Origin of the sequence: Bacteroides sp. f07 (assembly GCF_042854785.1) — a bacterium.
In the GTDB taxonomy this organism is placed as follows: domain Bacteria; phylum Bacteroidota; class Bacteroidia; order Bacteroidales; family Bacteroidaceae; genus Bacteroides.
Map to the genome: position 1 here is coordinate 1,764,389 of NZ_BAABXI010000001.1, position 12,918 is coordinate 1,777,306.

The 12,918-nt window shown below is 44.1% G+C and carries 5 protein-coding genes; 3 read left to right on the plus strand and 2 right to left on the minus strand.

The annotated features are described in order from the left end of the window. Window positions 1–2: 2 nt before the first annotated feature. Window positions 3–551 (minus strand): GNAT family N-acetyltransferase, encoded by a 549-nt coding sequence (locus tag ACGHVY_RS07030; RefSeq protein WP_390598058.1) that lies wholly within the window; start codon window positions 549–551, stop codon window positions 3–5. A gap of 324 nt (window positions 552–875) precedes the next feature. Here ACGHVY_RS07030 and ACGHVY_RS07035 point away from each other — a divergent pair, with 324 nt between their 5' ends. Continuing rightward, window positions 876–3,575 carry a hypothetical protein gene (locus tag ACGHVY_RS07035; RefSeq protein ID WP_390598060.1) on the plus strand — a complete coding sequence of 900 codons (2,700 nt, stop codon included), beginning with the start codon at window positions 876–878 and terminating at the stop codon, window positions 3,573–3,575. Window positions 3,576–3,584: 9 nt separating this feature from the next. Further along, a complete protein-coding gene (locus ACGHVY_RS07040) occupies window positions 3,585–7,784 on the plus strand; it encodes a malectin domain-containing carbohydrate-binding protein (protein WP_390598061.1) in 4,200 nt (1,399 codons plus the stop codon). A gap of 144 nt (window positions 7,785–7,928) precedes the next feature. Here ACGHVY_RS07040 and ACGHVY_RS07045 read toward each other — a convergent pair whose 3' ends face one another. Beyond that, the gene (locus ACGHVY_RS07045; protein ID WP_390598063.1) at window positions 7,929–9,452 is read right to left on the minus strand and encodes a redoxin domain-containing protein; all 1,524 of its coding nucleotides are present in this window, start codon (window positions 9,450–9,452) and stop codon (window positions 7,929–7,931) included. Window positions 9,453–9,601: 149 nt separating this feature from the next. On the opposite strand from ACGHVY_RS07045, the gene ACGHVY_RS07050 reads away from it, so the two are divergent. After that, on the plus strand, window positions 9,602–12,892 hold the full coding sequence (locus ACGHVY_RS07050; protein ID WP_390598065.1) for a glycoside hydrolase family 2 TIM barrel-domain containing protein: 3,291 nt from the start codon (window positions 9,602–9,604) through the stop codon (window positions 12,890–12,892). The last annotated feature ends 26 nt before the right edge of the window (window positions 12,893–12,918 follow it).

Genomic DNA, 12,918 nt, shown 5'->3' on the forward strand with positions numbered 1-12,918 from the left:
TATCATCTGGGGCATGTGCTGTATAGGATTATACGATATAATACGTGTCTGCACAACATATGTTCGTTAGGAACGAGTGGGTGATTAAATTCTTTCACACGTTCCATGCCTATTTTTTGCATTACACGCTCTGAACGGAGATTCGGCAAAGATGTAAACGAATACAGTTCTTTTATATCCAAATGTCTACGGGCATATTCCAGGCAAGCGTTTGCAGCTTCAGGAGCGTAGCCGTGTCCCCAATATTCATGTCCCAGTCGCCAGCCGATTTCTACGCCCGGCGCAAAGTCTACATCAAAGGTAATTTGGTGTAACCCGGTATATCCCATAAAAGCATGGTCTTCTTTACGCTCAACAGCATACAGTCCGAAACCGCAGGTTTGAAATTCCTTTTGAATGCGTTGGTAAAAAGCAAATGATTCTTCCGCGGTTAGCGGATTGAGAAAAAATTCCATTACATGAGGGTCGGCATTCATACGGGCGAATGCCGGAATATCTTCCTCTTTCCAATCACGGAGAATCAGGCGGGGTGTTTCTATATATGTTTGCATAATAATGATGATGTAATAATGGGCAAAGATACGATTTTTTCAGTTCAGTCCGCAGTGTGTGCCTGAAAGTATTTTTCAGAGTCATAATTTGATTGTTCTTTCATATTGTTTGCTTTTGTTTACTGTTTATTATTAGGGAAATCAGTCGGCAAATATAAGTATAACTTTTAAATTATGAGGGAGTTGCATACCCCTGTAAACTAAAAAGCGGAGATATGGTATCGGATAGTAGCATAATAGACAAATGAGTACAAACAGAGGATTATTTCGTCTTCTTCTTAGAGAAGAACTGAATTTATATAATTAATAACATATATCAGAAGAATGAAAAATACCAAATTATTCATGTTTGCGGCATGCGCACTGCTATTGACAGCGTGCGGCAAGCAAACCGTGAAAATTATGACTCCGCCGGATGCGTCGAACCGTGTCCTGTTCGGTGCGGAACAGTTACAGACTACCTTGGATAAAGCAGGCTATCAGGTAATGATGCAACAGGGGGACACCACATTCTCCGACCCGGAAATAAAGACAATTCTGCTGACAGAGGTAAATGATACCACTCTGAAAAAAGAGGGTTTTCATATTACGACTGCCGGCAATCTTACCAAAGTCTCCGGCAGAGACGGTAGCGGCGTAATCTACGGATGCCGTGAACTGATAGACCGTGTGAATGATTCGGAAGGGAAACTGGACTTCCCGGAAGAGTTGAAGGACGGACCGGAAATGGTACTTCGCGGCGCTTGTGTGGGTTTGCAGAAAATGACTTACCTGCCGGGACACGGCGTTTATGAATATCCCTATACTCCTGAGAGTTTCCCGTGGTTCTATGATAAGGAACAATGGATTAAATATCTGGATATGCTGGTTGCCAACCGCATGAACTCTTTGTATCTTTGGAACGGACACCCGTTTGCGTCATTGGTGAAACTGGAAGATTATCCGTTTGCACTGGAAGTAGACGAAGAGACATTCAAGAAAAATGAAGAGATGTTCTCTTTCCTTACGGAAGAAGCGGACAAGCGTGGTATTTTCGTTATTCAGATGTTCTATAATATCATTCTTTCGAAACCGTTTGCGGAGCATTACGGCTTGAAAACTCAGGACCGTAACCGTCCTATCATTCCTGTGATTGCGGATTATACGCGCAAGAGCATTGCTGCCTTTATCGAGAAGTATCCGAATGTGGGACTGCTGGTTTGCCTGGGTGAAGCGATGTGTACGGTAGAGGATGACGTGGAATGGTTTACCAAGACGATTATTCCGGGAGTAAAGGACGGACTACAGGCATTGGGACGCACGGATGAACCGCCTCTCTTGCTGCGTGCACATGATACGGACTGCAAACTGGTGATGGATGCTGCGTTGCCGCTATATAAGAATCTTTATACAATGCATAAGTACAACGGTGAGTCTCTGACAACGTATGAGCCACGTGGTCCCTGGTCGAAGATTCATACGGATTTGAGTTCTCTGGGTTCTATCCATATTAGCAATGTACATATCTTGGCAAACTTGGAACCGTTCCGTTGGGGTTCTCCTGATTTCGTCCAGAAAGCGGTGCAGGCAATGCACAATGTACATGGCGCCAATGCACTGCATCTTTATCCGCAGGCTTCATATTGGGACTGGCCTTATACTGCCGACAAACTGCCGAATGGCGGGCGTGAGTTCCAATTAGACCGTGACTGGATTTGGTATCAGACATGGGGACGCTATGCATGGAATTGTCATCGTGACCGTACGGACGAAGTCGGTTACTGGAACCAACAGTTAGGCAAGTTCTACGGAACATCGGACGAGAATGCAGGCAATATCCGCGTTGCTTATGAAGAAAGCGGGGAGATTGCTCCGAAACTGCTGCGCCGTTTTGGTATTACGGAAGGAAACCGTCAGACATTGTTGCTGGGTATGTTTATGAGCCAGCTTGTCAATCCTTATAAATACACTATTTATCCGGGATTCTATGAAAGCTGCGGACCGGAAGGTGAGAAGCTGATTGAATATGTAGAGAAAGAATGGAAAAAACAACCTCATACAGGTGAAATGCCTTTGGATATTATCGCCCAAGTGATAGAACATGGTGATAAGGCAGTGGCGGCAATTGATAAGGCAGCCGCTTCCGTATCTTCCAATAAGGATGAGTTTGCACGTTTGCAGAATGATATACATTGTTATCGTGAATTTGCGTATGCGTTCAACCTGAAAGTGAAAGCCGCGAAGTTGGTATTGGATTATCAATGGGGAAAAGATATTAAGAACTTGGAAGAGGCTATTCCTCTCATGGAGCAAAGTTTGGAACATTATCGCAAGTTGGTGGAATTGACCGATGAACATTATTTGTACGCAAACAGTATGCAGACCGCACAGCGCCGTATTCCTATCGGTGGGGATGACGGAAAGAATAAGACTTGGAAAGAATTGTTGGTGCATTATGAAAAGGAACTGGAGAATTTCAAGACCAATCTTGCCATGTTGAAAGAGAAACAGAATGGAAATGCGGTTGCCGAAACAGTAGAAATTGCTGCCTGGACTCCTGCCGACGTGAAACTAATATCCAACTATCCGACCGTGAAACTGGATGAAGGAATGTCATTATTTGCCGACCTTCCCGGTAAGGTAGAAGCGATAGCTCCCGAACTGAAAGGAATGAAAGCATTCCGCTTCAACGGAAATGAGCAGCGCGAAAAGGGGACGAGCATCACTTTTGAAACCGATGCTCCGGTGAAATTAATGGTGGCCTATTTCAAGGACGACCAGAAGAAATATGCGAAAGCTCCGAAATTGGAAATAGATGCTTCCGCTAATGATTATGGACAGGCGGAACCTGTATTGACGAACGCGGTTCGTATCAACGGAATGCCTTTGGCAAATGTACACGCATATAGTTTCCCGGCAGGAAAACATACGTTGATGTTACCAAAAGGCTATTTGCAAGTGCTGGGATTTACGGCTGCGGATACGAAAGCACGTAATGCCGGACTTGCCGGAGATGAGGAAACTATGGATTGGCTGTTCTATTAATATTGAACAATGAAAAGACTATTACTGACAATCTCCTGTATAGTAACTGCTCTGTCCGTTCTTGCGCAACATAAAGTTCCGCAAGAACGGATGGAACAGATTTATGAGGAAGTGAAAACACCGTACAAATACGGGCTTGCCGTGGCTCCGGCAGACAATTATCATAAGATTGACTGCCCCACCGTTTTTCGTCAGGGCGACAAGTGGCTGATGACTTATGTCGTTTACAACGGAAAGAGTGGTACGGATGGCCGTGGTTACGAGACATGGATAGCAGAAAGCGACAACCTGCTCGAATGGCGTACTTTGGGGCGTATCCTTTCTTATCGGGACGGTAAATGGGATTGTAACCAGCGCGGCGGCTTTCCTGCATTGCCGGATATGGAGTGGGGCGGCAGCTACGAACTTCAGACTTATAAGGGTCGTCACTGGATGACTTATATCGGCGGAGAGGGAACCGGCTACGAAGCTGTGAAAGCACCGCTCTATGTCGGACTGGCATGGACGAAAGGGGATATTTCCACAGCCCACGAGTGGGAATCTTTGGATAAGCCTGCTTTGAGTATCCATGATAAAGACGCCCAATGGTGGGAAAAATTAACCCAGTATAAGAGTACTGTCTACTGGGATAAGGATAAGACGCTGGGTGCTCCGTTTGTCATGTTCTATAACGCAGGCGGACGCCATCCCGAAACGGACTTGAAAGGGGAACGTGTAGGTATCGCCCTATCAAAAGATATGAAGTCATGGAAGAGGTATCCCGGAAACCCGGTCTTTGCTCACGAAGCGGACGGAACGATAACGGGAGATGCGCACATTCAGAAAATAGGAGACGTCTATGTGATGTTCTATTTCTCGGCTTTTGAACCTTCGCGCAAGTATAAGGCGTTTAATACATTTGCCGCAAGCTATGATTTAGTCAACTGGACGGATTGGCATGGAGCCGATTTGATTATTCCTTCCAAAAACTACGACGAACTGTTTGCACATAAAAGTTATGTAGTAAAACACGACGGGGTAGTTTATCATTTTTACTGTGCGGTAAATAATGCGGAACAACGTGGCATTGCCATTGCCACAAGCAAACCGATGGGACGCTCGGCTGTCCGTTTCCCGAAACCGGAGATAAAGACCCGCCGGATAATCACTGAATTAAATGACGGCTGGAAAACTTGGTTGACAGAAGCTACGCATCTGAAGGGTAATTTTATGATGCCTGCAAAGACAGTGAATATCCCTCATAATTGGGATGATTACTACGGATACCGCCAATTGACGCATGGAAATATGCATGGAACAGCCATGTATGTGAAAAACTTCACAATGGAAGTGAAAGCCGGAAAGCGATATTTTCTTCGTTTTGAGGGAGTGGGTACATACGCTACAATTAAACTGAACGGAAAGGATTTCGGACGGCATCCTGTCGGTCGTACTACACTGACACTGGATGTAACCGACGCGCTGAAACAAGGGACAAATGAACTGGAAGTAAAAGCTGAACATCCGGAGATGATAGCTGATATGCCTTGGGTATGTGGCGGATGCTCGTCGGAGTGGGGATTCAGTGAGGGTTCCCAACCGTTGGGTATTTTCCATCCTGTCGTATTGGAAGCAACGGACGAAGTTCGTATCGAACCATTCGGCGTACATATTTGGAATGATGATAAGGCAGCCAATGTATTTGTGGAGACAGAAGTCAAGAACTATGGCAAAACTGCGACGACAGTCGAACTGGTCAATAAATTGAGCAATGCCGACGGCAAACAAGTATTCCGCCTGGTAGAGAAAGTAACTCTGGCACCGGGAGAAATGAAAGTGGTTCGTCAGCAAGCACCCGTAGAGAATCCTGTATTATGGGATACGGAGAATCCATATCTTTATAAACTGGCAAGCATGATTAAGAGAGATACTAAAACGACGGATGAAATATCCACTCCGTTTGGTATCCGTACAATCAGTTGGCCGGTAAAGAGGAATGACGGAGACGGACGTTTCTATCTGAATGGAAAGCCTGTCTTTATTAATGGTGTATGCGAATACGAACATCAGTTCGGGCAAAGCCATGCGTTCAGTAAGGAACAGGTGGCTGCCAGGGTAAAGCAGATGCGTGCGGCTGGTTTCAACGCTTTCCGTGATGCTCATCAGCCACATCACCTCGATTATCAGAAGTATTGGGATGAAGAGGGTGTTTTGTTTTGGACGCAACTTTCCGCTCATGTGTGGTATGATACTCCGGAATTTCGTGAAAACTTCAAAAAGTTACTTCGTCAATGGGTAAAAGAACGTCGTAATTCTCCGTCGGTAGTGATGTGGGGATTGCAGAACGAAAGTACTTTGCCTCGTGAATTTGCACAGGAGTGCAGTGAGATTATTCGTGAAATGGACCCGACTGCACATACGATGCGTGTTATCACAACTTGTAATGGCGGTGAAGGTACAGACTGGAATGTAATTCAGAACTGGAGCGGTACGTATGGCGGAGATGTGACCAAATATGGTCGTGAACTCGCTCAATCCAACCAATTATTGAATGGAGAATACGGGGCATGGAGAAGCATAGATTTGCATACAGAGCCCGGAACGTTTGAAGTCAATGGAGTATGGAGCGAAAGCCGTATGTGCCAGTTGATGGAAACTAAGATTCGCTTGGCTGAACAGGCTAAGGATAGTGTCTGCGGACAGTTCCAGTGGATATACAGCAGCCATGACAATCCCGGACGCCGTCAGCCGGACGAAGCCTATCGGAAAATAGACAAAGTAGGACCGTTTAACTATAAGGGATTGGTGACTCCATGGGAAGAACCGCTGGACGTATATTATATGTATCGTGCAAACTATGTTCCTGCGGCCAAAGACCCGATGGTTTATCTGGTATCGCATACATGGGCGAACCGTTTTGAGAAAGGACGTCGCCGGACTACGATTGAAGCGTACAGTAATTGTGATTCCGTACTGCTCTATAATGATATGGCGGATGACAAAGTTACTTTCCTCGGACGTAAAAAGAATAATGGTGTAGGCACTCATTTTATGTGGGAGAACCGGGATATCCGTTATAATGTACTTCGCGCCGTAGGATACTACAAAGGTAAGCCGGTGACAGAAGACATAATTGTGCTTAACGGATTGGAACAAGCTCCTAATTTTGAATCCCTTTATCAGGATACAAAGCCGATATTGAAAGGAGAAGACGGATATTATTATATCTATCGCATCAACTGTGGCGGAGATGATTATACGGATAGTTTCGGGCAACTGTGGATGCAGGATAATACGAATTATTCCCGTTCGTGGGCAGAAAACTTTAAGGAACTGAATCCTTATCTTGCAAGCCAGCGTACCACTAATGACCCGATTCGGAGAACCCGTGACTGGAAGCTGTTCCAGCATTTCCGTTTCGGACGTCATCAACTGGAATATCGCTTCCCTGTATCGGACGGAACATACCGCATAGAGCTATATTTCACAGAACCTTGGCATGGTACAGGTAGCAGCGCTTCTACCGATTGTGAAGGGTTGCGTATCTTCGATGTTGCCGTAAATGATTCGTTGGTATTGAATGATTTGGACATTTGGGCGGAAAGTGGCCACGACGGGGCATGCAAGAAAGTGGTGTACGCCACAGTAAAAGGCGGAACGTTGAGAATACATTTCCCGGAAGTGAAAGCTGGGCAGGCTTTGCTGTCTGGCATTGCCATTGCTTCTACTAATTCGAATCTGAAACCGGCAATCTTTCCGGCATCTGACTGGAGTTGGGAAAAAGCCGATAAGGAAGTTATGGAGAAAACTCCGAAAGAACTGCTGCCTGAAGATAAAAATGCACGCGTCAGCGTGGCTTATGAAGCGGAAACGGCCATATTGAAAGGTAAATTCAAGAAGAAAGAACATCGTAAGCAAATGGGAGTATTCTTTAGTAAAGGAAAAGGCAGCAGTATCGAATGGAATGTCTCTACCGGCTTGGCGCAAGTCTATGCCCTTCGCTTCAAATACATGAATACGAGCGGAAAGCCAATTCCTGTGTTAATGAAGTTCATTGATGCGAAAGGAGTAGTATTGAAAGAAGATATCCTGACCTTCCCGGAAACACCGGACAAGTGGAAAATGATGAGTACCACTACCGGGACATTTATCAATGCCGGACATTATAAGGTGCTGCTTTCGGCAGAGAACATGGAAGGTTTGGCGTTTGACGCATTGGATATTCAATAGCTTTTCTAATGAATTAATCAGTAAATATAAGTAATGATAGAAGCGGGATACAAGGAAGTTCGAACAACTTCCCGTATCCCGCCTTTTATTTTCAAATAGTTTTCTTATTATAGAATATAGATGTTATTTTTTAAGATTCGATACTCATTCCGTAAGTTTTACTCCATTTATTTTCCAATCATTTTTGTCTGGTCCTTCTGCAAAACTGAACGATTTCATTTGGAGAGACAATGGTTCAAATGCCAGTGAAAATTCAGCTTCCCCACTTTCAGGTAGAAAGAAATGTTCACCGGGTGTAATACCGTTGGCGCTCTTTAAAGTATATGCCGTTCCTTTCTCGTCAATTAACTTGGCATTAGGGCTCACTTGTATCCAGTATTTAGGAATATAGTAGGCATAGAAGTGGATGATTGTTGCCGTATCTGTCAGCTCCACCTGCTTTATCTCAAGAATATCTGTATTGGTCGATTCTATAATCGGATGGTTTACTAATTTCGTGTTGCCGTTTTGGATGATACTCATCTCATGTTTCGCTGCATCCAAGTACCTGCGCATTTTTAGTTTCAGACTGCCTTTTCCATATCCCGACCACATCTTTATGATTTTACCTTCGGGAGAAATAAGAACATAATTGGGGATACCACGAACATCATACTTTGCATATAATCCTGCTGTTTGTTTCAGGTCACTTAAGTTCTGCCACGTCATCTCATGCTGTGCCGAAGCGGCTTTCCATCGGCTTTGGGTGTCTGAGCTAAGGCTAACGATAGTAAGACGCTCTTTATATTGTTCCTGAATCTCTTTCATTTCAGGCAAAGCCATAACACAAGGTCCGCAACCGCTACTCCAAAAATCGAGTAGGATATATTTCCCTTTGAAATCAGCCAAATGATGAATATTCCCGTCCAGGTCGAAAAGGTCGGTATCTGCCAAATCGTCTCCTTCTTTCACAATTGTAGGCGGAAAGAGGTTGACTGTAATTTCTTGTCCTAGATTAGATGCTTTTTGTTCTTCGTTCAATCTGTTATACAAAGCTAGTGTTTCCTCTTTATATGAGAACTTCGGATTATATTTTGCAGAAAGACTTAGTCTGTGTAATTTTTCCATCCAAACAGAAGAGATGGGAAGTTCCTGCATTAGCTTCAATTCACGGCTGCTGATTATAACAGATATACTGTCTTCCTTTGCCTGTATTGCTTTTCGGTCGGCTTCCGGTGCAGAACGCATTTTTCTTGCTTCAATGGATAGGCGCTGATACTCATCCCACAAATCACGTGATGCATTTACGAATTTGTTATATTCCTGTTGTTCCTTTACAGGACTGTCTACTTTCCAAGTGTAGATTAACGTGTTTGTACCGGTTACTTTAATTTTGACATTGGGAGTTGCATAGATTTTCAGTGACATAGAGGGGAAATCTGCGTCACGGGTACACATAAGAGATAATTGGTCTAAACCTTTTTCTCCGGCATTACGCTTAAAGAAGAAGTTTCCATTGCGTATGCTATCTGTGGCAACAGTACTTCCCACATTGCCGTCAAGTAAAAACAGAGAGACAAGAGTCCCGTCTTTTACTCCTTCTACATGTCCTTCAATCGTATATTCGTGTTGTGCTTGCGATGTGAGACAACTTAGTAAAAAGAAGCTGATAAATAGTAGTTTTCTCATAATAAAATTATTTAAGATAATAATAGTGCACAAGGTAGGGCTTTTCTTTGTAGAATGTTTTTCTTTTATTATTCTTTAATATTTCCGTGAGGGAAGGGGGTACAAAACAGCGTTTCATCCGTCTACTTGATATGAAGAAAAAAGAACGAATGAAAATATATACTTTACTGCTCGGGGCATTGATAGCTTGTCCGATGCACGCACAAACTATCAATGATTGGGAGAATCATCATGTTCTTCAAATCAACCGGGAGCCGGCACGGGCTGCGTTTATTCCTTTCTCTACACAGAAAGGAGATTGTTCAATGTGTTTGGATGGGATGTGGAAATTCAGATGGACTCCTGTTCCTGACCAACGAATCGTTGATTTTTATCAGACGAATTTTGATGATAAAGATTGGACTGATTTTCCGGTGCCTGCAAACTGGGAAATAAACGGATATGGTACCCCCATTTATGTATCGGCAGGTTATCCGTTCAAGATAGACCCGCCACGGGTAATGGGAGAGCCGAAAGCGGATTATACGACCTATAAAGAAAGAAATCCGGTAGGGCAGTATCGGCGCACCTTTGTTCTGCCTGCTGACTGGACAGCGAAAGGACAGACATTCCTTCGATTTGAAGGTGTAATGAGTGCTTTCTATGTTTGGATAAATGGTGAACGGGTAGGGTATAGCCAGGGAAGTATGGAACCGAGTGAGTTCAATATCACAAAGTATCTGCACTCCGGGGAAAATCAAATAGCACTGGAAGTTTATCGGTATAGCGACGGCTCTTATCTGGAAGACCAGGATTTTTGGCGTTTCGGTGGTATTCATCGGAGTATCCATCTGGTACATACACCGGATATTCGTATTCGTGATTATGCAGTGCGCACTCTTCCTGCATCTGTCGGTAATTATGAGGATTTTATTTTGCAGATTGACCCGCAGTTCAGCGTATATAGAGGTATGACCGGAAAAGGATATACTGTGCAAAGCGTGTTGAGAGACGCAACCAGGAAAGAAGTTGTTACATTAAAAGGAGAAGTTGAGGATATACTCGATTTGGAACATAAGGCAAGCCGGATGAATGAGTGGTATCCGCAACGTGGTCCTCGCAAGATGGGACGATTATCCACCGTCATTAAATCACCGGAAAGGTGGACTGCGGAAACGCCTTATCTCTATAAATTGCTCATTACTTTACAGGATGCGGAAGGAAAAGTAGTGGAACAAGTAGAGCAGCCGGTAGGTTTCCGTTCGGTGGAGATTAAGGAAGGACAGTTATTGGTTAATGGCAATCCGGTTCGTTTCCGTGGGGTAAACCGCCATGAACATGACCCTCGGACAGCACGGGTAATGAGCGAAAAACGAATGATTCAGGATATTCTTTTAATGAAACAAGCCAATATCAATGCTGTGCGCACCAGTCATTATCCCAATGTGAGCCGTTGGTACGAGCTTTGTGACAGTATCGGGCTTTATGTAATGGACGAAGCGGATATTGAAGAACACGGATTGCGGGGAACTTTAGCCAGTACCCCCGATTGGCATGCCGCATTTATGGACCGTGCAGTCCGCATGGCGGAACGTGATAAAAATTATCCGAGTATCGTAATGTGGAGCATGGGAAATGAAAGTGGTTATGGTCCTAACTTTGCGGCTATCTCGGCATGGCTGCATGATTTTGACCCCACGCGCCCTGTTCATTACGAAGGAGCACAGGGGGTAGACGGTACTCCTGACCCAAAAACTGTAGATGTAATCAGCCGTTTTTATACACGGGTGAAACAGGAATATTTGAATCCGGGTATTGCGGAAGGGGAAGACAAGGAACGGGCAGAAAATGCACGTTGGGAGCGGCTGTTGGAGATTGCGGAACGTACCAACGATAACCGTCCGGTAATGACAAGTGAATATGCCCATTCTATGGGAAATGCATTAGGCAATTTCAAGGAATATTGGGACGAAATATACAGTAATCCCCGTATGTTGGGCGGATTTATTTGGGATTGGGTAGACCAGGGTATTTATAAAACATTGCCCGACGGGCGTACTATGGTGGCTTATGGTGGAGACTTCGGTGATAAGCCTAATTTAAAAGCCTTTTGCTTTAACGGATTGTTGATGAGTGACCGTGAAACGACTCCCAAATATTGGGAAGTGAAGAAGGTATATGCTCCGGTACAATTAGGTATTGAGAACGGAGAATTAAAAGTGACTAACCGGAATCACCATATTGATTTATCATCTTATCGTTGTCTATGGACATTATTAGTAGATGGTAAGGAAAAAGAACGGGGAGAAATTGTACTACCCGAAGTTGCTCCGGGAAAAACAGGAACAATCACTTTGCCTGATTTTCGTTCATTATCAGATAAAAGCTCTTTCAACAGAAAAAATACAGGAAAAGATGCTTCAAAACTTGCTGCCGATTGCCAGCTTAAAGTGAGCATTGTCCTGAAGTCAGATGCTCTTTGGGCAAAAGCTGGGCATGAAGTCGTTTGGGAACAATTCTGTTTGCAGAAAGGAGATTTGTTATCTGCCGGTTTAGCCAATAAAGGACAATTGCAAATAAAAGAGGATGATAAAATTCTGCAAGTCAGTGGACGCGGCTTTTTCGTCCAATGGAAAAAGACAGTGAACGGAAGCATGACTTCCCTCGTTTATAATGGCAAAGAGATGTTGGCACACTCCGAAGATTTTCTAGTTCAACCTGTAACGCAAGCTTTTCGTGCTCCGACTGATAATGATAAGAGTTTCGGAAACTGGCTGGCGAAGGACTGGAAACTGCATAGTATGGATACCCCGCAGATTAGCTTGGAATCTTTCGACCATCAGTTACGTGCAGATGGAGCTGTGATTGTTCAAGTCCTGACTAATAATGTATATAAAGAAGGCAAGGTAAAAACGACATCAGTCTACACTGTCTTTTCTGATGGAACGATAGACTTGAAAACAACTTTCCTGCCACAAGGAGTACTCCCGGAATTACCCCGATTAGGAATTGCTTTCTGTCTTTCCCCGTCTTACAGCACATTTACATGGTATGGCAGAGGGCCGCAGGATAACTATCCTGACCGTAAAACTTCTGCTGCAACAGGACTTTGGAAAGGTACAGTGGATGAACAATATGTGCATTACCCTCGCCCGCAGGATAGTGGAAATAAAGAAGATGTACACTATCTGACACTGACGGACAAACAGGATAAAGGTATCCGTATAGACGCGGTGGAAGGCGTATTCTCTGCATCCGCCTTGCACTACACTGCACAAGACTTGTACAAAGAAACACATGATTGTAATTTAAAACCCCGTTCCGAAATCATTCTTAGTTTGGATGCCGCCGTGCTCGGATTAGGAAATAGCAGTTGTGGACCGGGTGTATTAAAGAAATATGCCATTGAAAAGAAGGAACATACCTTACATATACGTATAACCAAAAAAATGAAACATTAAATAACTAACACAATAATAAAAATAAC

Bases quoted from the DNA above. Each gene is read 5' to 3' on its own strand.
- ACGHVY_RS07030 (WP_390598058.1), bottom strand. From the start codon at position 551: ATGCAAACATATATAGAAACACCCCGCCTGATTCTCCGTGATTGGAAA.
- ACGHVY_RS07035 (WP_390598060.1), top strand. From the start codon at position 876: ATGAAAAATACCAAATTATTCATGTTTGCGGCATGCGCACTGCTATTG.
- ACGHVY_RS07040 (WP_390598061.1), top strand. From the start codon at position 3,585: ATGAAAAGACTATTACTGACAATCTCCTGTATAGTAACTGCTCTGTCC.
- ACGHVY_RS07045 (WP_390598063.1), bottom strand. From the start codon at position 9,452: ATGAGAAAACTACTATTTATCAGCTTCTTTTTACTAAGTTGTCTCACA.
- ACGHVY_RS07050 (WP_390598065.1), top strand. From the start codon at position 9,602: ATGAAAATATATACTTTACTGCTCGGGGCATTGATAGCTTGTCCGATG.